The organism is Rahnella sp. P4_A8 (assembly GCF_056402435.1).
Window position 1 is genome coordinate 224220 of sequence record NZ_JBFUHK010000002.1, and the last position, 23871, is coordinate 248090.

Sequence of the window (23871 nt, forward strand, 5' to 3'; positions counted from 1 at the left end):
GGCAGTCATTATCATCACTAAATGAGATAGTTAAAAGATAGAAAGTATCGATAAAATAGATAGATCAGAATCAGAAGGAGTACCTGATGCGCTATTCACCGGAAGCCCTGATGGCTTTTGTCGAAGCGGCCGATACCGGATCGTTTTCAGCAGCGGCGCGTAAACTGCGCAAGAGTCAGTCGAGTGTCAGTACGGCGATCGCCAATCTGGAAGTGGATTTAGGCGTAACACTGTTTGACCGCCAGAGTCGCCAGCCGGTGCTGACACCAGCCGGACAACGCGTGCTCAGCCACGTTCAGGCGATTCTGGCGGCCAGCGAACGCCTCGATGAGCTGGCGGTGCGTTTATCGACGCAGGTGGAAACCCGCCTGACGTTTGTGCTGTCTGACACTTACCAGCCGACTCACCACGAGGCGCTGCTGCGCCGGTTTGAACGCCGGTATCCGGATATCGAATTTGAATGTCAGATCGCCGAAGATCAGGATGTGATCGACCTGTTGCAGTCTGGCCGTGCCCATGTCGGCATGGTGGAAGTACAGGCGAGTTATCCGCCGGACATTGGTGTGGCGCGTTTACCGGAACAAACGGATATGTCGGTATTTTGCAGCCGTGAACATCCGCTGGCAAAAATCACCGATCTGCAACCGGAGCAGTTGCACACCTTCCGCCAGCTTTGCCTGCAGCCTTACAGCCGTCGTGAAATGCCGCGGGCGCGGGGTCAGATCTGGTCAGCGCCCAGTTATCTGATGTTGCTGGAAATGGCGGAACAGGGATTTGGCTGGGCGACACTGCCGCACTGGCTGGTGAAACAGTTCGGACATGACAAACTGGTCAGCCTGCCGATGCGCGGCTGGCCGAAGCAGATATCGGTGGATGCGGTCTGGAGTAAAAACAATCAGCCCGGTCCGGCGGGTTGGTGGTTCATCGACCAGCTGACTGCCCCGCCATCACCGGAAACTGATTTATTGCCCTGAGTTACGCTGCGCCAGCGATTTAGTCACTGAATTGAGCAGTTCAGGAATATCCATTTTTGGCAAAATGACTTCTATCCAGGCCATCTGCCGCCGTGCGGTGGCCTTTGCTATCGCTTCTTTCAGCGCCTGCGGCGAATCCGCCCGCGCACTGAAGACTTCTTTACCGCCGAAGGCCGCCGGGAACTGTGTCCAGTTCCACTGCGCGATGTCGTTGTAGCGCTGGGTTTCGCCGTGTATCGCCCGTTCGACGGTATAACCGTCATTGTTAATCACAAAAATAATCGGCGGCAGGCCATAACGGATGGCGGCACCTAATCCCTGCAAGGTGAGCTGTGCGGAGCCATCGCCAATCAGCAGCACGACACGGCGATCCGGTACGGCAATCTGTACACCAAATGCGGCGGGCAGCGTGAAACCGATTGAGCCCCATAACGGCTGGACGACGAACTGGCAATCCTGCGGCAAATTCAGCGCCGCCGCACCAAAACAGGCGGTGCCCTGCTCAGCGACCAGCACATCTCCCGGTTGCAGGAAATCCTGAATCTGTTGCCAGAAGGCATATTGTCCGAGGCTGTTATCGTGCGACAACGGCAATGCGTTGTGTTTAACAGGATAAGGCGTCCGGCCGGAAGCCAGTTCAGCGGTGAGGCGGTGCATCACGCTGACCGTTTTTTCGAGCGGCAGCTGATGGAAGATCTTATCGCCCACGCGGGCAAAAAAGGGCTGAAGGTCGATGCATTTTCCGGACGGAAGCTGCTGGGTAAAACCGGCGGTGATGGTGTCAGTAAATTTCACCCCGACCGTGATCACCACATCAGCCCCTTCAATCGCTTCTTTCGTTGACGGTGCGCTGGCGGCCCCCGAATAAGTGCCAGCAAAATGCGCCTGCTGCTCGTTGAATAAACCTTTACCCATCAGCAATGTTGAATGCGCCAGCGGCACTTCTTCCATCCACTGTTCCAGCGCCTTTTTAACCTTGAAGCGGTCTGCCAGAAAATCCGCCAGCAACGAAACACGGCTTGCGCCCCGCAACTGCTTTTCAGCGGCGGCAGTAAAAGCTTCCAGAGAAGAAGCCGAGAAAGGCGGCTGACGCGCAGGTAACGCATGCGCACGGGTACTGACCGGCAAAGCGGCCACATCGCTGGGCAATAACAGGTAACCCGGCCGCGAGCTGTACATCACTTCTTCAATCACACGGTCGATTTCAGCCAGGGCATTTTCCGGTGTGAGGGACGCCTGCGCCACGCTGACCGGAGCTGACATCCGCATGAAATGACAGAATTCGCCATCTCCCAGCGTGTGATGCAGCAGCTCACCTTTACGCTGAGACGTCAGCGCTGGCGCACCCACGATATGCACGACGGGCACATATTCCGCATAACTACCGGCAATGCCATTCAGTGCGCTCAGTTCGCCGACACCAAATGTCGTCAGCAACGCCGCAATACCTTTGGTACGGGCGTAACCATCTGCGCCATAGGCGGCATTTAATTCATTGGTACAGCCAACCCAGGTGATTTGCTGATGATTAATCACACTGTCGAGGAATTTCAGATTGTAATCGCCCGGCACGCCAAACAACTCGGAGATCCCGCTGAGTGATAAACGATCTAAGAGATAGTCACCTACTGTGTATTCATTAACCATGACGATCCTCTGTGAAAAATAAAGTAACCAGTTAATCCCACTAATATGAGTATTACTCCAAACCGGGGGACAGCACATTTATTATTCGAAATAAGGCATGGCAACGCAGAGTTACACCCCTGCACTGTGTTAATGCAGGGAAGCGGATTCAGCAGTAAAGGTAATAGGCAGGAAGAATAGTCACGGTAATCAACGATCCTGCGTACAAGGATTGTTCCGGATGTGATCTGATTAGCTGGAAATGCTTGTGAAAGCGCATACACTAAAATTGGTTTTTTATGACATTTATAACCTTCTGTTCACTTCTGAATTTATTATAAGGACTCACATGGTGTATCAAGCCAGTCCAACCCGTTACGAGAATATGGAATACCGTCGCTGTGGCCAGAGCGGTCTGAAACTGCCCGCCGTTTCCCTGGGTTTGTGGCATAACTTCGGCGATAACGCCCATTTTGAGAATGGCCGGAAACTGATCCGCCATGCTTTCGACCATGGGATCACCCATTTCGATCTGGCCAATAACTACGGCCCGCCTCCGGGTTCGGCAGAACAGCATTTCGGCCGCATCCTGCAGGAAGATTTATTGCCTTATCGCGATGAGCTGATTATTTCCTCCAAAGCCGGTTACACCATGTGGGACGGCCCGTACGGAGACTGGGGCTCGAAAAAATATCTGGTCGCCAGCCTGAATCAGAGCCTGAAACGCATGGGGCTGGAGTACGTGGATATTTTCTATCATCACCGTCCTGACCCTGACACACCGCTGGAAGAAACCATGGCCGCGCTGGATTTGATCGTGCGTCAGGGCAAAGCCCTGTACGTCGGTTTGTCGAATTATCCGGCAGAACGCGCCAAAAAAGCGTTTGAAATCCTGAAAGATCTTGGCACACCGTGCCTGATCCATCAGCCGAAATATTCCATGTTCGAGCGCTGGGTTGAGGCTGATCTGCTGGATACGCTGGCGGATAACGGCGTCGGGTCTATCGCCTTCTCACCGCTGGCAGGCGGCGTGCTGACTGACCGTTATCTGGCGGGCATTCCTGAAGATTCCCGCGCAGCCAGCGGCAGTAAGTTCCTGACAGCAGATCAGCTGACGGAAGAGAAGCTGGCAAAAGTGCGTAAGCTGAATGATATTGCGCAGGCACGCGGTCAGAAGCTGTCGCAGATGGCGCTGGCGTGGGTTCTGCGCGGCGACCGCGTGACGTCCGTCCTGATTGGTGCCAGTAAAACCAGCCAGATCGACGATGCCGTGGGCATGGTCTCTCACCGTCATTTCAGCACAGAAGAACTGGCGGCGATCGAAGGGATTTTAGTGTAAGCGATTACCCTGCGGTATAAAAAACGCGCCTTTATGGAGGATTCGTAAGTAAACCGTTAAGGCGCGTAAATCATTCAAAACAGGATTGTAAGCAATAGTACCGGTGCCCTCTTCCCCTTATAACTGTCAGCATAAATTATAAGGAATCTGGGGCCACTCATGTTAAAGCCGGTACTTTTTGCCACATTGTTCTTTACCCTGCTCCCTGCGGCGGTACCCACCGTGCAGGCCAGCAGCTTCAGCCTGAATACGCCGGGCCTTTCTATCAATATCGGTGATCGCGACAGGCGGGGTTATTACTGGGACGGCTATGACTGGCGTAACCCAGGCTGGTGGAATGGTTACCGTGGTCACCACTATGGTGCACGCAGCCCGCGCGGCTATTACTGGGATGGTTATCGCTGGCGCGATCATGGCTGGTGGAACGAACGCCATCCTCCACGTCGTCCGATGCCGCCACCGCGTTATCATCACAGCGACCACGGACGTCCGCATTATGATCACCGCCGCGGGCCGGATCGGGGTCGCGGCCATGATGATCGCCGGGGCGGGCATGGCGATCACCGCCATTAATCAACGGAATAAAACAAAAACGGGACAGCGCAAACTGTCCCGTTTTTTATTATCTGTCGCTGGCGAAGGCGTTATTTCAACATACCTGTCAGCAGATAAAGGTTAAGGCTGACGACGATCAGCACGATGACCCGCCCCGCCCACTGCACGGTTTTAGTATTCACCATCTCGCCCATCAGGCTGCGGTTACCGGTAAAAGCCAGCAACGGCAGCAATGCCAGCGCAATCCCGAAGCTCAGCAATACCTGGCTCATCACCAAAATACGTGTGGCATCTAATCCCATCAGGATCACAATAAAAGACGGCATCATGGTCACCGTACGGCGAACCCACAGCGGAATGTAGAATTTCACGAACCCTTGCATCACTACCTGTCCGGCCAGCGTGCCGACAACTGTAGAAGATAAACCGGCTGCCACCAGACTCAGACCGAAGGTGGTCGCGGCAGCGTGGCCGAGCAACGGTTGCAGCGTCAGATAGGCTTCATCCAGCTCACTGATCCCGCTGTGTCCGCTGAAATGGAATGCCGCCGCAGCCGTCGCCATCATCGCCAGATTCACAAAACCGGCGATGGTCATGGCAATACCGACATCCAGCTTGGTGGCTGAATAACGCTGCGCTTTGGACGCCTTGCCGCCCCGCTGAGTCAGCGAAGAGTGCAGATAAATGACATGCGGCATAATGGTCGCGCCGAGCACACCCGCGGCCAGATACACCGAATCAGCGGTTGGCAGTGCGGGGATTAACATGCCTTTGCCCAGCGCCAGCATGCTTGGCTGCGAGAAGAACAATTCAACAATATAAGCCGCAGCAACAAACAACAGTAAACCGGCGATCACCAGTTCCAGCGGCTTTTGCCCGCGTTTTTGCAGCCCAAGGATAATAAAGGTGGCAATCCCGGTAAGTACTGCGCCCTGTAACAGGGAAACCCCGAGAAGCAATTTGAAGCCTATGGCGGCGCCAATAAATTCGGCCAGATCGGTGGCCATTGCGATAATCTCCGCCTGCACCCAGTAAGCCCAGACGGCCGGACGCGGGAAACGATCGCGGATATGTTCGGCCAGGTTTTTGCCGGTCGCGATACCGAGTTTGGCAGACAACAACTGGATCAACATCGCCATGACGTTGGCCCATACCACCACCCACAGCAACTGATAGCCATAAGAAGCACCGGCCTGAATATTCGTCGCAAAGTTGCCCGGATCGATATAACCAATGGCGGCGATAAAGGCCGGTCCCATCAGTGAAAGCTTCATCTTTCTGGACGCGCGGCCTGCAGATTCGGCCCGGCTGTTCAGCATAGTTAGTTAACCCTTACAATTATTACGCTTACATCAATGATATCTAATTGATAATGATTATCAAGTGCATTTGGAATGATCTGAGTGATTACTCTGATAGGCAGCAGCAGTAAGCGAGAAGGTAATAACTGAGGGGGTGATTCGCTCACCCGGCTTCAGAAAGCCAGACGCAGCGCACTTTCCTAAAACAGACATTAACGGGCCAGATTCAGAACGCATTACGGCACATGATAAAACTAGCACAGGAATGCTAATTGTGCTTAGTTTTATTAACATCTTGATTTTTTGTGTGATGGGCCGCGATTTGTTGCAATTCGTGTCTGTAATTTCTATATTTGCAATCGACTTCACGTTTTAAATGTACGCGTTACATAAAATGACCGTCGAAATATAGCCTGCCTCTAATTTGGAGCACCCATGTCCCGAATATTGCACTTTGTATTAGCGTTGGCCGTTGTCGCTGCACTCGCTTTACTGGTGAGCCGTGACCGGAAAAATATCCGTTTACGCTTCATCGTTCAGCTGTTGGTCATCGAAGTCTTGTTAGCCTACTTCTTCCTGAATTCTTCTGTTGGTTTAGGTTTTGTGAAAGGCTTCTCAGACTTGTTTGAAAAATTATTAGGATTCGCTGCGGAAGGGACCGGCTTCGTATTTGGAGGCATGAGCGATAAAGGATTAGCGTTCTTCTTCTTGAAAGTCTTGTGTCCGATCGTGTTTATTTCTGCGTTGATCGGTATTTTACAACACATTCGTGTACTGCCTTTCGTCATCCGTATTATCGGTACGGTTCTGTCGAAAATTAATGGCATGGGAAAACTGGAATCTTTCAACGCCATCAGCTCCCTGATTTTGGGTCAGTCAGAAAACTTTATCGCGTATAAAGATATTCTGAGCAAAATGTCTGAAAAACGTATGTACACCATGGCTGCCACAGCAATGTCGACGGTTTCTATGTCGATTGTGGGTGCGTACATGACCATGCTGGAACCGCGCTTTGTTGTTGCTGCGCTGGTGCTCAACATGTTCAGTACCTTCATCGTACTGTCGTTGATCAACCCTTATAAGGTTGATTCAGAAGAAGACCTGCAAATCGGTAATACGCACCAGGGTCAGAGCTTCTTTGAAATGCTGGGTGAATACATCCTGGCAGGCTTCAAAGTGGCTATCATCGTTGCAGCCATGTTGATTGGTTTCATCGCACTGATTTCATGCCTGAATGCGTTGTTCGACGTGGTATTCGGTATCACCTTCCAGGGCGTGCTGGGTTATGTCTTCTATCCATTCGCGTGGATGATGGGCGTACCAAGTCACGAAGCCTTGCAGGTAGGCAGCATCATGGCAACCAAACTGGTTTCCAATGAATTCGTTGCGATGTTGGATCTGCAGAAAGTAGCAACCGAACTTTCACCACGCGGCGTGGGCATCCTGTCCGTGTTCCTGGTGTCTTTCGCAAACTTCTCTTCCATCGGTATCGTTGCCGGCGCTATCAAAGGCCTGAACGAACATCAGGGCAACGTGGTTTCACGCTTCGGCCTGAAACTGCTGTACGGCTCAACGCTGGTCAGCGTGTTGTCTGCTTCTATCGCGGGTCTGGTACTGGCGTAAGTAAGCAAATACAGAACGACGAGAAAGGCGCTCCGGCGCCTTTTTTTATGTCTGCGATTCAGCGCAGTAAAACAGGCAGGAGAAATGACAAAGCGCCAAAAGCAAAAAACCCGCCGAAGCGGGTTTCTTTAATATTTGGTGGAGATAAGCGGGATCGAACCGCTGACCTCTTGCATGCCATGCAAGCGCTCTCCCAGCTGAGCTATACCCCCACACGAGGTCGTACACATTTACTTTTTTGTTTCCCTGGGAAGGAAACAGCCAACTTACTCTGGAAAGGAAGTTGGTGGAGATAAGCGGGATCGAACCGCTGACCTCTTGCATGCCATGCAAGCGCTCTCCCAGCTGAGCTATACCCCCAATTCATGCCCGTAAAAACGGGTGAGCGGGGCGCATAATATGAAACGTCGCTACCCCTGTCAACGGCTAAATCCGTTTCTCAATTCAAGCGCTGAAAAAGCCGCCAAATCCCCCATTCCACAGGGAAAAATCCTCTGCCATCAGGGAAATTTTCAGACAGACGCTTTGTTTTACAATTTGTCCGCCAGCCCGCATTCTTCCTAGCTTTCTGATCTGCTTACGCATTTCCTTAACATCTATGTCCGAATGATTAATGAAATGTTAGCAGACTATGATAATCGCCTTGTTTTGAGATAAATCTCAGAATAGACTTCTCGCGCAATAATCATAACTTACACCATTCGAGCACTCCCATGTCCTTGTATTCACCTAAAGAAATCGCATCCATCGCCGTCACAGCGGGCGTTAATAAAAGCCGCGCCACCGTGTTGAATTTGTTAATTTTGGGCTTTCTGGCTGGCGCATTCATCGCCACCGGTTTCCTTCTGGATCTGCATGTAATAGGGACATTACCTGCATCCTGGGGTTCATTCAGTAACTTGCTTGGCGCTGCCGTCTTCCCGGTAGGCATCATTCTGACCGTGTTAGCAGGGGGAGAACTGCTGACCGGTAATATGATGACCTTACCTATCGCCTGGTTCGCGCGTCAGATCAGCCTTTACGCGGTGCTGCGTAACTGGTTCTGGGTCACTGTCGCTAACCTGCTGGGCAGCCTGGCAGTGGCCTATTTCTTCGGCCACGTTCTGGGGCTGACGGAAGGCGCTTTCCTGAGCAAAACGGTGGCAACCGCCACCGCGAAGGTCAACGCTGACTTCATGCATGCGTTCATTTCCGGTATCGGCTGTAACTGGCTGGTGTGTCTGGCAATCTGGCTGGCCTTCGCCAGCAAAGAAGTTGGCGGCAAAGTGATCGGCATGTGGTTCCCGGTTATGGCGTTCGTGGCCATCGGCTTCCAGCACGTGGTAGCAAATATGTTCATCGTGCCTGCGGCAATCTTTGCCGGTGCGCTGAGCTGGTCAGAATACCTGCCTAACTTCGTGGCCGTGTTCCTCGGTAACGCCGTAGGTGGTGCGGGCTTTGTTGGCCTGATGTATTTCCTGGCCTACCGCCCGACCATTGAAACACCGGCAACTGAACAACGTTAATTAAGACGTTTTTCACACCCGGGTTTTACGAAAAGAAAAAGCCAGCCGGTTTCCCGCGCTGGCTTTTTTATCGCTATTTAACCGCCATTACTGTGCTTGTGTTTCGCGCTCAGCAATAAAGGCTAACGCCATATCGATACGCGCCAGCACACGGCTCTGGCCGATAGCGTGAACGGTGACGTCAACACCCGGTGACTGGCCTGCGCCCGTTACCGCAACGCGCAGTGGCATCCCGACTTTACCCATTCCCACTTCCAGCTCATCCGCCGTGCCCTGAATCGCATGGTGAATGTTTTCAGCGGTCCAGTCAGTGATAGCAGCCAGTTTGGCGCGAACCACTTCCAGCGGCTGACGTGCAACCGGGCGTAAGTGTTTCTTCGCCGCATCGGCATCAAACTCTGCAAAATCCTCGTAGAAGTAACGGCAGGACTCCGCCATCTCTTTCAGCGTCTTGCAACGCTCGCCCAGCAGGGTCACGATTTCAAACAGCTGCGGACCGTTACGGGTTTCGATACCCGCCTGCTCAACATGCCACAGCAGATGGGTCGCCACGTAATGCGGATCCATCGTGTTAATGTAGTGATGGTTCAGCCATTGCAGTTTTTCAGTGTTAAACGCACTGGCAGATTTGCTGACGTTTTCCAGTGAGAACAGCGCTTTCATTTCGTCGCGGCTGAAAATTTCCTGATCGCCATGAGACCAGCCCAGACGCACCAGATAGTTCAGCAGCGCTTCCGGCAGATAACCGTCATCACGGTATTGCATCACGCCGACCGCACCGTGGCGTTTGGACAGTTTTTTACCGTCGTCACCCAGAATCATAGAAACGTGCGCGTAAACCGGTACCGGCGCGCCCAGCGCTTTCAGGATATTAATCTGACGCGGCGTGTTGTTGATATGGTCTTCGCCACGGATGACGTGGGTGATTTCCATATCCCAGTCATCGACAACGACACAGAAATTATAGGTCGGTGAACCGTCGGTACGGCGGATGATCAGATCGTCCAGCTCGTCATTACTGAATTCGATCGGTCCACGGATCTGATCGTCAAAGATGACAGAACCTTCCTGCGGGTTACGAAAACGCACCACACACGGCTCATCAGCAGCGTGATGTTCGTGGCTGTCGCGGCAGCGGCCGTCATAACGAGGCTTCTCGTTATTTGCCATTTGTTCTTCACGCAGCGCTTCCAGACGTTCTTTAGAGCAATAGCATTTATAAGCCGTGCCGTTTTCCAGCATCTCATCAATCACCGCGTTATAACGGTCAAAACGCTTGGTCTGGAAATACGGGCCTTCATCCCAGTCCAGATTCAGCCAGTTCATGCCATCCATAATCGCGTCGATAGCTGCCTGAGTGGAACGTTCGAGATCGGTGTCTTCGATACGCAGCACAAACTCACCGCCAAGGTTGCGGGCAAAGAGCCAGGAATAGAGCGCGGTACGGGCGCCACCGACGTGCAGATAGCCGGTCGGGCTTGGGGCAAAACGGGTTTTGATTTTCATCTGGGTGCAACCTTAATCACGCAACGCCAAAAAACGTCGCTATCAATTAACAAAAAGTGGCTGACATTCTACCACTCTGCCCTGATTCCTCAACGCACAACCAGGGGCAGTCACGTGGTTTAAGGCCATGAATGCGTAAAGAATCGACTACGCGGGCGAGAAACACGTCAGGTTGACTAAAAATAAGCCGAATGAACATTTTTGTTTTTAAAAAGCGTTGACGTAATTTCAAGTATCCCTATAATGCGACTCCATCACGACGGGGGCGATTAGCTCAGTTGGTAGAGCATCTCCTTTACACGGAGGGGGTCGGCGGTTCGAGCCCGTCATCGCCCACCACTCTTTAAGAGTGCCGCGTTGTGATAAGTAAGAAGAATTGAGAAATGGGCGATTAGCTCAGTTGGTAGAGCATCTCCTTTACACGGAGGGGGTCGGCGGTTCGAGCCCGTCATCGCCCACCATTTCTCAGCACGTTTCTTCTTACATGGGGAAGTACCCAGAAGTGGGCGATTAGCTCAGTTGGTAGAGCATCTCCTTTACACGGAGGGGGTCGGCGGTTCGAGCCCGTCATCGCCCACCACTTCTGCGGGCCGTTAGCTCAGTTGGTAGAGCAGTTGACTTTTAATCAATTGGTCGCTGGTTCGAATCCAGCACGGCCCACCAATTCAGAGAAAAGCGCCTATAGGCGCTTTTTTCGTTTCTGTACTCCGGTAATTTTTTCCCTTCTCCTACTCCAGTTTAAACATCGGCACGACCTTATTGTGTAGCGCCGGATTATCGCTTTCATCTTTCAGATTGACGCCCGACAACTGGCGATGGAAAGATTGTTCGAGCAACCAGGCGAGTTTAAAAGCCGCCTGCGGATAATTCAGCCCTTCCGGCCGCACATTGGAAATACAATTTCGTTCCGATTCCAGTCTTTTGGTATGGGGCCCCCAGGTCATGTAAATGCCTAAACTGTCGGGAGATGACAATCCCGGACGTTCTCCGATCAAAATCGCTACCGCCTTCGCTTTCATCACCTGCGCAATATCATCGCCCAGTGCCACCCGCGACTGATGCGCCAGCACCACAGGCCCGATTTTCAGCTCCAGCGTGCGCAGATAGGGCAATAACGCCGCAATCAGCGGTACGGCCTGCCGGTGCACGGCTTTCGATGACAAACCGTCAGCGATGACCAGTACCACGTCGGCAGGCTCCGGCGCCAGACGCTGCAAGGCCTGACGGCTGCTTTCTGACAGCTTGCGGCCAAGATCAGGACGACACAGATAGGTCGCCCTGTCCGGTGCAGCGCTGGCAACGGTCAGCGTTTCCAGCCCCAGCGCATAAAGTTCGGGTTCGAGCTTCTGGCTGTCAAAGGGCTGATGCACGGCATCACGCGCCTGCGCATGGGCTAAACCAAATCGCAGCAGCTCATCGGTGGGCAGACTCGAACCGGTACGTCCCAGCGCGATACGTGCGGCCGTAAACTGACGCAGAGTTTCCCACGGGTTGCTATGCACCAGCGGCGATAATCCCTGCTCTTTTTCTTTATTCATCAGCACAGACCTCAGCTCAGTTGCGGCAACTGACGCAGTAACGGATGGGACGCCCGGGTATCCTGCAAGACGCCCTGCGGATCGATAATTTTCATTTTCTCCAGCCATACGGCAAATTCCGGCGCATGTTTCAGCCCGAGTAATTCACGGATGTATAACGCGTCATGGAAAGAAGTGCTCTGATAATTGAGCATGATGTCATCCGCGCCCGGTACGCCAATGAGGAACGTCAGCCCGGCAGTGCCGAGCAGCGTCAGCAAGGTATCCATATCATCCTGATCGGCTTCTGCATGATTGGTATAACAGACATCGCAGCCCAGCGGCACGCCCAGCAGTTTGCCGCAGAAATGGTCTTCCAGACCCGCACGGATAATTTGTTTACCGTCATACAAATACTCCGGGCCGATAAAACCCACCACGGTGTTAATCAGCAGCGGTGAGAAATGGCGGGCGATGGCGTACGCACGCGCCTCACAGGTTTGCTGATCGACCCCAAAATGCGCATTGGCAGATAAACAACTGCCCTGCCCGGTTTCGAAATACATCACATTGTCGCCGAGCGTGCCACGCTTAAGACTGAGCGCCGCCTGTTGCGCTTCCTCCAGCAGCGCCAGATTGATACCAAACCCGCTGTTCGCCGCTTCAGTTCCCGCTATCGACTGAAACACCAGATCAACCGGTGCGCCGCGCTCCACCAGTTTGATGGTGTTAGTGACATGCGTCAGAACACAGGACTGCGTGGGAATTTCAAAGCGCGTAATGATGTCATCAAGCATGTAATTGAGGTTTTCCAGCAGCGGTAAGCTGTCGCTGGCAGGATTAATACCGATCACCGCGTCGCCGGAGCCATATAACAAACCGTCGAGCATACTGGCAGCAATGCCCTGTAAATTATCGGTCGGATGGTTCGGTTGCAGGCGCACGCTCATGTGCCCCGGCAGCCCGATAGTATTGCGGAATTGAGTAATCACCCGGCATTTTTTAGCCACCAGGATCAGATCCTGATTGCGCATCAGTTTGCTGACGGCAGCCGCCATTTCGGGCGTGATCCCGCGGGCGACGGCTGCCAGCACAACGCTGTCGGTTTTTTCACTCAACAACCAGTCGCGGAAATCCCCGACGGTGAGATGCGAAATCGCGGCAAACGCCGCGACATCATGAGTATCGACAATCAACCGCGTGACTTCATCGTCCTCATACGGCACCAGCAATTGTTGCAGGAAGGTTTTGAGCGGCACATCAGCCAGTGCCATTTTTGCCGCCATGCGCTCTTCAGCGCTGGCGGCAGCCACTTCAGCCAGATAGTCGCCCGACCGTGCGGGCGACGCCTTTGCCATCAGTTCGCGTAAATCCTTAAACTGATACCTTCGGTGACTTAATGTCGTCTGAAACATAACACTCCTTAGCGCGCCGGATTATTTGCTGCTTTTAGCGGGAACCGGGCGCAGGCCACGTAATTGCGGATCTTCCGCAGCATCAGTGCGCGACTGATGGGTGATACGGAACCAGGCATACGCCAGCAACATCATGGCGGCGAAGATCAAAAACAGTAAGGTGTTGTAGTAAATCATAGCGATCAGACAGACGACTGCCAGCACCAGCGCCAGAGCAGGTGCAAAAGGATAGAGCGGCGCACGGAACGGACGGATTAAATTCGGTTCGCTGCGGCGGAGTTTAAACAATGCAGCCATCGAAATGATGTACATCACAATGGCGCCAAAGACCGACATTGTCACGATATTGGCCGTCAGTGGCTGGCCGCCAATCACGATCAGTGAATCCGAGAAAATAGCCGCGATGCCAACAACGCCCCCCGCGATAATACCAAGATGCGGTGTCTGGAAACGGGCGTTGACGCTGGCAAGCCGTTTAGGCAAATAACCTGCCCGGGCCAGCGCGAAGATCTGACGGGAATACCCCATGATAATGCCGTGGAAAGAGGCAATCAGGCCAAAAAGCCCCAGCCAGACCAGCATGTGCAGCCAGCCACTGTTGCTGCCGACAATCAGTTTCATGGCCTGCGGTAACGGGTCGTTGATATTCGACAGCTTGGTCCAGTCGCCCACACCACCGGCAAACAACATCACGCCGAGCGCCAGAACGGTCAGAGTCAGAATGCCGCCGATAAAAGCTTTCGGAATGGTACGCTGCGGATCTTTCGCCTCTTCAGCGGCCATTGAGGCACCTTCTATCGCCAGGAAAAACCAGATGGCAAAAGGAATGGCTGCAAAAATACCGGAAAAGGCTGCGGGACTGAAAGTGTCGCTGCCCGCCCATCCACCGTGAACAAAGTTCGACATTTCAAAGCCCGGCGCCACCACGCCCATAAAGACCAGCAATTCAAAAATTGCCAGCAACGTGACCAGAAGTTCAAAGGTGGCGGCAATACTGACGCCGAGAATATTGAGCGCCATAAATACCAGATACGCGCCAACAGCCACCCATTTCGGCTCAATCGACGGGAACTGCACATTGAGATACGCCCCGATCGCCATCGCGATAGCAGGCGGCGCAAAAACAAATTCCACCAGCGTTGCGAAACCCGCGACAAATCCGCCCGTTGGCCCGAACGCACGGTAAGCGTAAGCAAAAGGACCGCCCGCGTGCGGAATCGACGTAGTGAGTTCGGTAAAGCTGAAAATAAAGGCGCAATACATAGCCGCTATCACCAGAGCAGTGATAAGAAAGCCCAGTGTGCCTGCCTGCGCCCAGCCGTAACTCCAGCCAAAATATTCGCCGGAGATAACCAGCCCGACGGCAATGCCCCAAAGTTTAAAACTCCCCAGTGTACGTTTTAAAACAGGTGTGACTTTCGTGGTTTGCATAAATGATCCCCTGCCCGGTGATAATTCAATTTTTGTTGAAAAGAACTGCGACAGCCTTGCTCTTATTTGTGTTGCAAAGGATGGATGTTGCAAAGGCTGTACCACTTAAGAAACCCTCAGCAGGCGCGGCCTGTAGCCGTATTCAAGGGAGGCTTGCTACATTTTAGCGCGCCGCCGTAAGCCGCATATCCGAAATGGTGCGTTGGATAAGCGTCACAAAAGGGCGCTACACTTTGGCTTCTCAGAACGCTGACGTCGGATAAAAGGAGAACATCACGTGGCAACAATGGAACAGCAAATCATCACCTGGCTCAGAGAGGAACCGCTTCATTTGCTGGCACTGACGCAGGCACGCACGCAAAATCTTAACGATGCCTGGCTGGCGGCGGGCTTTGTCCGCAATCTGGTCTGGGACCGGCTACACGGATATGCGCAGGCCACAGCACTCAATGATATCGACGTGGTGTATTTCAATCCGCTGGATTGCTCGCCGGAAGCTGACGAGCGCTATGAACATCGCCTGAAAGCGCAATCGCCCGACCTTCCCTGGTCTGTGAAAAATCAGGCCCGCATGCATGAGCGCCACGGCCATGCGCCCTATTCCTCCAGCGCCGAGGCGATGAGCTACTGGGTGGAAATGGAAACCGCTATCGGCGCAAGAATGAATGCTGACGGGCAAATTGAGCTGAATGCGCCGCTGGGACTGGATGCTTTGTTTGCTTTCAGTATTACGCCAAACCCGCGGCATGCGATCCCCGCAGTTTTTGCCGAGCGGATCAGCAGCAAAGGCTGGCTGACCCGGTGGCCGAAGCTCAGAGTGAAAGCGTTAACCGAATGAAAGCCATAAATACCGTAAGGAATATGCAAAGCCTGTAAAGCCTCGCTGATTTTTGCCGATATAGCTTAAGCACCTTTACGTGCAAAATTTTATTCTTACTCAATGAGGCTTTTTATGACGACTATCAGCGCGACCAGCAGTTCGGTAAGCTCTGCGTCCACCAGCGACTCAGGCAGTGCCAGCCAGATTGCAAAGCTGACTAAGCAGATTACCAAACTGACTGAGCAGCTCAAAAACGTGGGCAATTCAGGCGGCGATACTGACGAAGTTAAGCAACAGCAAGAACTCCTGCAGCAGCAAATCGAAATGCTGCAACAGCAGATCGCGCAGATTCAACAGCAGCAGGCTCAGAAAGCACTTCAGCAACAGCAGCAACAACAAGCTGACGCTGAAATGAAGAAAGACGAAGGCGTGAATAAGCCTTCAGAAACCAACGCAGTCGATATCTACGTATAACCCCGGTCAAAGCCTGAAACAGCCGGCAAGGTATCAGTGGTTGTACATTCCCTGCTGGCTGCGTTTTTCCCGCAATAAATTCGCCTGCTCTTTCACCACCTGCCAGATGGCCTGTGCAGCGGGTGATAACGACCGGTTTTTACGTCTGACCAGCATCAGCACCCGGTTGATTTCCGGCACCAGGCTTCTGACCACCAGACGGCTCCCTTCCGGCATGGGCAACGCCAGCGCCGGGATAACACTGATACCAATTCCGGCTTCCACCATCGGGAATAACGTGGCTGGATGGCCGATTTCCTGAGCAATCTCCGCTTTCACTTTCTGCGCTTTCAGTGCGCCGTCGATCAGGATCCGGCTTCCTGATGCGTAATCCTGCAGCACCAGTTTTTGGCCGTTCAGTGCCTGCCATTCAACCTCCGGCAGCGCCGCCAGCGGATGATCCTCACGGCACATCAGCAAAAACGGCTCATGCAGAATCGGCTCGCAGTCCAGATCAGTGTTTTCACCCGGATCAATCACAATACCGAAATCCACTTCCGCATTTCTGACGCTGTTAAGCACCAGTTGCTGCGCCTGATCGCGCAACAAAATACGAATGTCCGGATACTGCCGCTCGCCGCTGGAGATACATTGCGGCATCAGTTGCGCCGAAATCGTCTGGCTAGAGGCAATACGCACCCGACCATTATGCTGCGTGCCGAAGCTGCGGGTGTCGAGCAGCATGGCGTGGAGTTCGTCGAGCAACGGCTCGACACGATTCGCCAGACGCAGACCGGCATCAGTGAGCACGACTTCGCGCGTTGTGCGGTCCAGCAACCGCACGCCCATTTCGGCTTCCAGCTCTTTCATACTATGGCTGACCGCCGACTGGCTTAAACCAATGGACTCACCAGCCCGGCTGAAGCTGCCGTAGCGTGAAACGGTCACAAATACGCGAAGTTGCCTGAGCGAATAATTCATGAATTTTCTGCATTAATGGATTAAATAAATCAATTTTTTAATTGTATCGCAAAGACTCAGAATAGCCGCATTCAGAAACAACAAATCCGAGACTTGTTATGCGCTTCTTACCCGATCGCTTTACCCTGACACTCATCGCTACGGTTTTGCTGGCGACGTTCTTCCCGGCCAGCGGCATATTTGTGGCTTTCTTCAATAATCTGACCATTTTCGCCATCGGCCTGCTGTTTTTCATGCATGGCGCAAAACTCTCGCGCGAAGCTATTTTTCAGGGCAGCAATAACTGGCGTCTGCATTTGTGGGTGATGTTCAGTACCTTCATTTTATTCCCGATCCTCGGGCTGCTTTTCCAGTGGTGGCATCCGGTAGACGTCAGTCCGCAAATTTACAGCGGCTTTGTCTATCTGTGTATTTTGCCTGCGACGGTGCAGTCGGCGATTGCATTTACCTCACTGGCAGGCGGGAACGTAGCGGCAGCGGTGTGCAGCGCCTCCGCATCAAGTCTGCTGGGGATTTTTGTTTCGCCGTTGCTGGTCAGCCTGCTGATGCATGTGCAGGGGGAAACGGGGAATGGTTTAGAACAGGTCTGGCATATTGTTTTGCAACTGCTGGTGCCGTTTGTCGCCGGGCATTTACTCCGTCCGCTGATTGGCGGCTTTGTCGAACGTCACCGTAAAATGATCGGCAAAACTGACCAGACATCGATTTTGCTGGTGGTGTATTCCGCTTTCAGCGAAGCCGTGACGCAGGGGATCTGGCATCAGGTCGGCATCGGTTCACTGCTGTTTATCGTGGTGTTCAGTCTGGTGCTGCTGGCCTTTATCCTGGTGATCAATACCTATATGGCGCGCTGGATGGGCTTTAGCAAACCCGATGAAATTACCATCGTGTTCTGCGGCTCGAAGAAAAGCCTGGCGAACGGTATTCCGATGGCGAACATTCTGTTCCCGGTCAGCGCGATTGGCATGATGGTGCTGCCGCTGATGATTTTTCATCAGGTACAGTTGATGACCTGCGCGGTGCTGGCAAAACGTTATCAGAAAAAACAACAGGAAGCGGCGCTGAAACACGCGCCTGTTACTGAATAAGCTGGCTAAATAGCAGGCAGAAAAAAGGCGCTGAATTCAGCGCCTTTGTTTTATGAGTTGACCCGTTCTCAACAGCGTTTACTCGTCGGTGCCATCCAGTCCCGGACCATTGCGGCGCAGCGGATTGATCAGGTTTTGCAGCCCTTCGCTTTTAATCGTCAGCGTCAGCTGCATCAGTTCACCCAATTTTCCTTGTGGAAATTCATCTTTGCGGGCGAACCACAGCAAATATTCTTCCGGCAAGTCGATCAGCACCCGTCCGGCGTATTTTCCGAACGGCATCACTCTATTGGCTATCTGGATCAGATCTTCTTTTTCCATGATTTATTCACCCAGCAGACGGATCATTTCCGCCTCGTCGATCACCTCAATGCCCAGTTCCTGCGCTTTCGCCAGCTTGGAACCCGCCGCTTCACCGGCAATCACCAGATCGGTTTTCTTCGACACGCTGCCGGAGACTTTCGCGCCCAGCGCAGTCAGACGGTCTTTGGCGTCATCGCGGGAAAGAATCGACAGCGAACCGGTCAGCACCACAGTTTTGCCGGCAAACGGACTGTCGATTTCTTCCGGTACAATGACCTGCACTTCCGGCCAGTGAATATTGATTTCAGGGCTTAACAACTCGTCGATGACCTGCTGGTTATGTTCTTCCGACAGGAAATTCACCACGTGTTTCGCCACTACATCACCCACATCCTGAACGCCTTTCAGCGATTCAATATCTGCCGCTTTAAGCGCCTCAACCGAGCCGTAATGCGCGGCAAGGTTAGCCGCCGTGGCTTCGCCCACTTCACGAATGCCCAGCGCATACAGGAATCTCGCCAGCGTGGTTTCTTTGGCTTTTTCCAGCGCACGGACCACGTTCTGCGCCGATTTCGGTCCCATGCGGTCCAGACCGGTAAGTTTGCCCGCCGTCAGACGGAACAGATCTGCCGGCGTTTTGACATATTCTTTCTCGACCAACTGATCGATGATTTTGTCGCCCATGCCGTCAACGTCCAGCGCCCGGCGGGAGACGAAATGCTTCAGCGCTTCTTTACGCTGTGCACCACAAATCAGACCCGCCGTACAACGCGCCACGGCTTCGCCTTCGACACGTTCAACATCAGAATGACAGACCGGGCAATGCGTCGGGAAAACCACTTCGCGGGCATCTTCAGGACGCTCATCCAGCACCACGCCCACCACCTGCGGGATAACATCTCCGGCACGACGGACAATCACGGTATCGCCGATACGCAGCCCAAGACGTTCGATTTCATCTGCGTTATGCAGCGTGGCATTGCTGACCATCACGCCCGCAACCAGAACCGGCTCCAGACGTGCGACCGGCGTGATCGCACCAGTACGCCCTACCTGAAACTCGACGTCTTTCACCAGCGTGATTTGTTCCTGCGCCGGGAATTTGAAGGCTGTTGCCCAGCGCGGCGCACGTGCCACAAAGCCCAGCGTTTCCTGAATATCCAGCGAGTCAATTTTCACTACCACGCCGTCAATATCAAAGCCCAGTGACGGACGGTCGGCTTCAACCTGACGGTAAAACGCCAGCACTTCTTCGCTGCCGGTACACAGGCGGACGCGATCACTGACCGGTAAACCCCAGGCTTTAAACTGTTGCAGGCGGGCGAAGTGGCTGCGCGGCAGTTCACCCCCTTCCAGCAGGCCAACGCCGTAGCAGAAGAAGGTCAGCGGACGTTTGGCGGTGATACGCGGATCGAGCTGACGTAACGAACCGGCGGCGGCATTACGCGGGTTAGCGAACACTTTCCCTCCCGTACGACGCGCTTCGTCGTTCATCGCTTCAAAGCCCGCTTGTGGCATAAACACCTCACCACGCACTTCAAGGCGCTCAGGAATGTTGTCGCCATGCAGACGCAGAGGAATCGCGCGGATGGTGCGTACGTTCGCGGTGATGTTCTCACCGGTCGTGCCATCGCCACGCGTGGCAGCCTGCACCAGTTCGCCATTTTCATACAACAGGCTCACCGCCAGACCATCAAGTTTCAGCTCGCAGCAGAACGTCAGTGCTTCAGCGGTTTTCAGGCGATCCTGCACGCGTTTATAAAATGCCAGATAGCTTTCTTCATCAAATACGTTGTCCAGCGATAACATCGGTACCCGATGCCTGACCTGTTCAAATGCAGAAAGCGGTGCCGCCCCCACGCGCTGCGTCGGGGAATCCGCGGTGACCAGCTCAGGATGCGCGGTTTCCAGCTCGCGCAATTCGCGCATTAAGCGGTCATACTCGGCATCTGGCACTTCCGGTGCATCCAGAACGTGATACTGATATTCGTGATGGCGCAACTGAGTGCGTAATTGACTGATTTGTTCTTCGATAGTGGCCATGACTCACCGTGGAGATAAAAAACCCCCGGCAAGCGGGGGTCAGGGAAGTGGGTGTTTCACGAACGCCGGACTCAGGCGATCGCCTCGAGGACCTCGCGGATCCGCGCTTTGTACGTTTCGAGCTTCTGCGGCGTAATCATACGACGCTCATCGTCAAGCACCATCGCACCGACATCATCGGCAATACGCTGGGCGGACTGCAGCAACAGTTTGAAGTTCTGATGCGCATCACCGTAGCAAGGTACCATCATAAACAACGTAACGCCTGGGGTGGAGAAGTCAGACATATTGTCAGGGTCGAAGGAACCCGGTTTGACCATATTTGCCAGACTGAACAACACCGGACCGCTGCCCGCAGGGCTGACGTGACGATGGAAAATATTCATGGCACCAAACTGGAAACCGGCCTGAAGCACGCTGTTGAGCAACACTTCACCACCGATGACACCGCCCTGATGCGCGGCAACGTGCAATACCAGAACCGTCTCTTTCAGTTTCGCTTTCTCAGCCGGTGCTTCTTCTGCAGGAGCAAAAGGTGCAGCCTGAGGTTCTGCTTTCGCAGCAGGCGCGGCATCAGCATGAATTTCCTGCGGCGGAACCGGTGCGTGCGGTTTAGCTTCAGGCGTGTATTCCTGATGCGCAAAATCTGCGGCAGGTTCGCGACGCGGTGCAGTGACGGGTTCAGCAGCTGAATAACCACTCAGCAAGGGATCATCCTGCACAGCATGTTGCTGCGGCTGAGCCGGTTGCTGAGGACGAGCAACAGATGCTGGCGCTGGCTGCGCAGGGGAAACCTGCGGCTGACGTGGCGGTGCAGTCTGTTCGGGCTCGTCATACTGACCTAAAGTCGGTTCATCCTGAGGATAAGCAGGACGCACGCGCACTTCCCCCACTCCATCGACAAAATCTTCGGACGGAGATTGTTCCCGTTCTTTTTTCACACGTTTAGCTGGACGATCGCGGAAAAGCGAAGAGCGTTCTTTACGGCTGGTCCACAAACCGTGTAACAACAACGCTATTATGGCGATCGCGCCAACAACGATTAATATCAGACGCAAATCCTGCATCATTGCTATCTCTGTTGTTCTAATACATTGCCACCACGGCAAACATTCACATGATTAACTCTATTTGCCCACGTAGATAAGTGCAAGTCTCGACTCTACTTTCTGCTAATAAATAGGGCAGTTGCACCTTTTTTTGCTGTTTTTTCAGCCAATCCACCGCTAGCCAGTGGAAAATCATACCGATATGATAGCCCATGTCATTCAACTCAGAGAGAAAATTTCGTTTATGACCTCCTCGCACAGCACCAGACAACAAAATGGTGTGCATTATTTCAAACAAGGCTGGACGCTCATTTCCTTGCCGGGGATACGACGTTTTGTGATTTTACCCCTCGCCGTCAACGTGCTGTTGATGGGCGGCGCATTCTGGTGGCTGTTCACCCAACTGGGTGAATGGATCCCGGCAATGATGAGCAAGGTGCCGTCGTGGCTCAGCTGGCTGGATTATCTGATCTGGCCGGTCGCGGTGCTTTCTGTCGTGCTGGTGTTCAGCTATCTCTTCAGCACCCTCGCCAACTGGATAGCCGCCCCCTTCAGCGGATTGCTCGCCGAACAACTCGAAGCGCGCCTGACAGGGAAAACGCTGCCTGATACCGGCATCTGGGACATCATGAAAGATTTACCGCGTATCATGAAACGTGAATGGCAGAAACTGGCGTATTACCTGCCGCGCGCCCTGCTGCTGTTTGCGCTGTACTTTATTCCGGTGATCGGCCAGACCGTGGCCCCGGTGCTGTGGTTCTTCTTCAGCGCGTGGATGGTCGTCATTCAATATTGCGATTATCCGTTCGATAACCACAAAGTCAGCTTTGCCGATATGCGCCGTTCGCTCGGCAGCAACAAAATCGACAACATGCAGTTTGGTTCGCTGGTCAGCCTGTTTACGATGATCCCGTTGCTGAATCTGGTGATCCTGCCGGTTGCCGTGTGCGGCGCGACGGCCATGTGGTGTGATCGTTATCGCAATATTTACGTTAAAAGCGATGTTTATAACAATAGTATCGACGTGAATTCCAGCCGCAAATAACGTTTTTTATTCACAGCCGCCTGCGGGCGGCTGCCTGCTATGCTTGACTTTTCTCCCTCAAACTTATTTCTTAATAACGTATCGATATAGCAAATACCAAAACCTTACTTCACTGGGAAAGCGGTTCGCGTATGCTTTCCTGATTCCCACTAATTTCATAGTGTTGAAAGCTTCACACCGTGAATATTTCATACAGTTAAAGGACGGGTTATGAGCAAGATCTATGAAGACAATTCATTAACAATTGGCCACACGCCACTGGTTCGCCTGAACCGTATCGGTAATGGTCGAATTCTGGCTAAGGTCGAGTCACGTAACCCGAGCTTCAGCGTAAAATGCCGTATCGGTGCCAACATGATCTGGGATGCTGAAAAGAAAGGCATTCTGACCAAAGATATCGAACTGGTTGAACCTACCAGCGGTAACACGGGTATCGCACTGGCCTATGTGGCTGCTGCGCGCGGTTACAAGCTGACACTGACTATGCCGGAAACCATGAGCGTTGAACGCCGTAAGCTGCTCAAAGCGCTCGGCGCCAATCTGGTGTTGACCGAAGGCGCCAAAGGCATGAAAGGGGCGATTGCCAAAGCCGAAGAAATTCAGGCCAGTGATCCGCAGCGCTATCTTATTCTTCAGCAGTTCAGCAACCCGGCCAACCCGGCTATCCACGAGCAAACCACCGGCCCGGAAATCTGGGAAGATACCGATGGCGCAGTGGATGTGCTGATTGCAGGCGTGGGTACCGGCGGGACTATCACCGGAACGGGCCGTTATCTGAAAAGTAAAAAAAGCAGCGTGAAACTGGTGGCCGTTGAGCCAACAGACTCCCCGGTTATCACCCAGACGCTCAACGGTGAAGAAGTGAAGCCGGGCCCGCATAAAATCCAGGGTATCGGCGCAGGCTTTATTCCGGGTAACCTGGATCTGGCATTGCTGGATCGTGTCACGCTAATCACCAACGACGAATCCATTCAGATGGCACGCCGTCTGATGGAAGAAGAAGGCATTCTGGCCGGGATTTCTTCCGGTGCTGCGGTTGAAGCTGCGGTGAAATTATCCAAAGAACCGGAATTTGCAGATAAAACGATTGTGGTTATTCTGCCTTCTTCCGGTGAACGCTATCTGAGTACCGCATTGTTTGCAGATTTATTCACTGAAAAAGAATTGCAACAATAATGCCACATCCTTAAAAGCGGCCAAAAAAGCACCTCGAGGGGTGCTTTTTTGTGGCCTGCGTCAAACTTTACACCACTTCGTCATTGATTTTACCCGCCAGGTTTAGTATTTAACCGGACAA

General features: G+C 53.2%; 21 protein-coding genes and 6 tRNA genes. 14 read left to right on the forward strand and 13 right to left on the reverse strand.

Annotated elements, in window-relative coordinates; all coding sequences use genetic code 11:
* Positions 1-86: 86 nt before the first annotated feature.
* Positions 87-974 (forward strand): LysR family transcriptional regulator, encoded by an 888-nt coding sequence (locus AC1DUO_RS02165; protein WP_013574454.1) that lies wholly within the window; start codon positions 87-89, stop codon positions 972-974.
* On the opposite strand, the gene AC1DUO_RS02170 is transcribed toward AC1DUO_RS02165, so the two are convergent.
* Positions 963-2621, reverse strand: a complete 1659-nt coding sequence (locus AC1DUO_RS02170) for an alpha-keto acid decarboxylase family protein (protein ID WP_126124684.1) — start codon at positions 2619-2621, stop codon at positions 963-965. The genes AC1DUO_RS02165 and AC1DUO_RS02170 overlap by 12 nt on opposite strands.
* Before the next feature lie 328 nt (positions 2622-2949).
* Here AC1DUO_RS02170 and mgrA point away from each other — a divergent pair, with 328 nt between their 5' ends.
* Both mgrA and AC1DUO_RS02180 read left to right on the forward strand, forming a co-directional pair.
* The gene (gene mgrA / locus AC1DUO_RS02175) at positions 2950-3939 is read left to right on the forward strand and encodes an L-glyceraldehyde 3-phosphate reductase (protein ID WP_112151259.1); all 990 of its coding nucleotides are present in this window, start codon (positions 2950-2952) and stop codon (positions 3937-3939) included.
* A 159-nt stretch (positions 3940-4098) separates the two neighbouring features.
* Positions 4099-4512, forward strand: a complete 414-nt coding sequence (locus tag AC1DUO_RS02180; RefSeq protein WP_121019570.1) for a DUF2502 domain-containing protein — start codon at positions 4099-4101, stop codon at positions 4510-4512.
* Between the two features lie 71 nt (positions 4513-4583).
* On the opposite strand, the gene AC1DUO_RS02185 is transcribed toward AC1DUO_RS02180, so the two are convergent.
* Positions 4584-5813: an Nramp family divalent metal transporter gene (locus AC1DUO_RS02185; RefSeq protein WP_013574450.1), complete on the reverse strand. Its 1230-nt coding sequence runs from the start codon at positions 5811-5813 to the stop codon at positions 4584-4586.
* A gap of 417 nt (positions 5814-6230) precedes the next feature.
* Between AC1DUO_RS02185 and AC1DUO_RS02190 the strand changes: the two genes are divergently transcribed.
* Positions 6231-7418: a NupC/NupG family nucleoside CNT transporter gene (locus AC1DUO_RS02190; protein WP_013574449.1), complete on the forward strand. Its 1188-nt coding sequence runs from the start codon at positions 6231-6233 to the stop codon at positions 7416-7418.
* 136 nt (positions 7419-7554) lie between these two features.
* Here the strand turns inward: AC1DUO_RS02190 and AC1DUO_RS02195 are convergent.
* From AC1DUO_RS02195 to AC1DUO_RS02205, 3 genes are all read right to left on the reverse strand, one after another.
* A tRNA-Ala gene (locus AC1DUO_RS02195) sits at positions 7555-7630 on the reverse strand.
* A 72-nt stretch (positions 7631-7702) separates the two neighbouring features.
* Positions 7703-7778 (reverse strand) — tRNA-Ala (locus tag AC1DUO_RS02200).
* A gap of 84 nt (positions 7779-7862) precedes the next feature.
* Entirely contained in the window at positions 7863-8003 is a 141-nt protein-coding gene (locus tag AC1DUO_RS02205; RefSeq protein WP_448311764.1) for a hypothetical protein, read from the reverse strand.
* Between the two features lie 128 nt (positions 8004-8131).
* On the opposite strand from AC1DUO_RS02205, the gene AC1DUO_RS02210 reads away from it, so the two are divergent.
* Positions 8132-8923, forward strand: coding sequence for a formate/nitrite transporter family protein (locus AC1DUO_RS02210; RefSeq protein WP_015696330.1), 792 nt, complete (start codon positions 8132-8134; stop codon positions 8921-8923).
* Between the two features lie 87 nt (positions 8924-9010).
* Here the strand turns inward: AC1DUO_RS02210 and gltX are convergent, their stop codons facing one another.
* Positions 9011-10429: a glutamate--tRNA ligase gene (gene gltX, locus AC1DUO_RS02215; protein WP_013574447.1), complete on the reverse strand. Its 1419-nt coding sequence runs from the start codon at positions 10427-10429 to the stop codon at positions 9011-9013.
* A 263-nt stretch (positions 10430-10692) separates the two neighbouring features.
* On the opposite strand from gltX, the gene AC1DUO_RS02220 reads away from it, so the two are divergent.
* The 4 genes from AC1DUO_RS02220 (at position 10693) to AC1DUO_RS02235 (ending at position 11092) form a co-directional block, all read left to right on the forward strand.
* Positions 10693-10768 (forward strand) — tRNA-Val (locus tag AC1DUO_RS02220).
* Positions 10769-10814: 46 nt separating this feature from the next.
* A tRNA-Val gene (locus tag AC1DUO_RS02225) sits at positions 10815-10890 on the forward strand.
* 43 nt (positions 10891-10933) lie between these two features.
* A tRNA-Val gene (locus AC1DUO_RS02230) sits at positions 10934-11009 on the forward strand.
* 7 nt (positions 11010-11016) lie between these two features.
* Positions 11017-11092: transfer RNA gene (locus tag AC1DUO_RS02235), tRNA-Lys, on the forward strand.
* A 65-nt stretch (positions 11093-11157) separates the two neighbouring features.
* Here the strand turns inward: AC1DUO_RS02235 and eutC are convergent.
* From eutC to eat, 3 genes are read right to left on the reverse strand one after another with little or no spacing between them, the layout of a single operon-like run.
* Positions 11158-11967, reverse strand: a complete 810-nt coding sequence (gene eutC, locus AC1DUO_RS02240) for an ethanolamine ammonia-lyase subunit EutC (protein ID WP_354566630.1) — start codon at positions 11965-11967, stop codon at positions 11158-11160.
* Between the two features lie 11 nt (positions 11968-11978).
* The gene (locus AC1DUO_RS02245) at positions 11979-13361 is read right to left on the reverse strand and encodes an ethanolamine ammonia-lyase subunit EutB (protein ID WP_013574445.1); all 1383 of its coding nucleotides are present in this window, start codon (positions 13359-13361) and stop codon (positions 11979-11981) included.
* A 21-nt stretch (positions 13362-13382) separates the two neighbouring features.
* A complete protein-coding gene (gene eat / locus AC1DUO_RS02250) occupies positions 13383-14792 on the reverse strand; it encodes an ethanolamine permease (protein ID WP_015689496.1) in 1410 nt (469 codons plus the stop codon).
* A 286-nt stretch (positions 14793-15078) separates the two neighbouring features.
* On the opposite strand from eat, the gene AC1DUO_RS02255 reads away from it, so the two are divergent.
* Together AC1DUO_RS02255 and AC1DUO_RS02260 are read left to right on the forward strand one after the other, a co-directional pair.
* On the forward strand, positions 15079-15630 hold the full coding sequence (locus AC1DUO_RS02255) for a nucleotidyltransferase family protein (RefSeq protein ID WP_041688956.1): 552 nt from the start codon (positions 15079-15081) through the stop codon (positions 15628-15630).
* A 114-nt stretch (positions 15631-15744) separates the two neighbouring features.
* On the forward strand, positions 15745-16086 hold the full coding sequence (locus AC1DUO_RS02260) for a FlxA-like family protein (RefSeq protein ID WP_013574442.1): 342 nt from the start codon (positions 15745-15747) through the stop codon (positions 16084-16086).
* 33 nt (positions 16087-16119) lie between these two features.
* On the opposite strand, the gene AC1DUO_RS02265 is transcribed toward AC1DUO_RS02260, so the two are convergent.
* A complete protein-coding gene (locus tag AC1DUO_RS02265) occupies positions 16120-17046 on the reverse strand; it encodes a LysR family transcriptional regulator (protein ID WP_013574441.1) in 927 nt (308 codons plus the stop codon).
* A gap of 98 nt (positions 17047-17144) precedes the next feature.
* Between AC1DUO_RS02265 and AC1DUO_RS02270 the strand changes: the two genes are divergently transcribed.
* Positions 17145-18134, forward strand: coding sequence for a bile acid:sodium symporter family protein (locus AC1DUO_RS02270; protein WP_013574440.1), 990 nt, complete (start codon positions 17145-17147; stop codon positions 18132-18134).
* Between the two features lie 78 nt (positions 18135-18212).
* On the opposite strand, the gene AC1DUO_RS02275 is transcribed toward AC1DUO_RS02270, so the two are convergent.
* From AC1DUO_RS02275 to zipA, 3 genes are all read right to left on the reverse strand, one after another.
* Positions 18213-18455 carry a DUF3820 family protein gene (locus tag AC1DUO_RS02275; RefSeq protein WP_013574439.1) on the reverse strand — a complete coding sequence of 81 codons (243 nt, stop codon included), beginning with the start codon at positions 18453-18455 and terminating at the stop codon, positions 18213-18215.
* 3 nt (positions 18456-18458) lie between these two features.
* Entirely contained in the window at positions 18459-20480 is a 2022-nt protein-coding gene (gene ligA / locus AC1DUO_RS02280) for an NAD-dependent DNA ligase LigA (RefSeq protein ID WP_013574438.1), read from the reverse strand.
* A gap of 71 nt (positions 20481-20551) precedes the next feature.
* Positions 20552-21550 carry a cell division protein ZipA gene (zipA, locus tag AC1DUO_RS02285; RefSeq protein WP_015689493.1) on the reverse strand — a complete coding sequence of 333 codons (999 nt, stop codon included), beginning with the start codon at positions 21548-21550 and terminating at the stop codon, positions 20552-20554.
* Positions 21551-21773: 223 nt separating this feature from the next.
* Between zipA and cysZ the strand changes: the two genes are divergently transcribed.
* Both cysZ and cysK read left to right on the forward strand, forming a co-directional pair.
* Complete coding sequence (cysZ, locus tag AC1DUO_RS02290) at positions 21774-22574, forward strand: sulfate transporter CysZ (RefSeq protein WP_449632217.1); 801 nt, start codon at positions 21774-21776, stop codon at positions 22572-22574.
* Positions 22575-22784: 210 nt separating this feature from the next.
* The gene (gene cysK / locus AC1DUO_RS02295) at positions 22785-23750 is read left to right on the forward strand and encodes a cysteine synthase A (RefSeq protein WP_013574434.1); all 966 of its coding nucleotides are present in this window, start codon (positions 22785-22787) and stop codon (positions 23748-23750) included.
* Positions 23751-23871 lie beyond the last annotated feature (121 nt).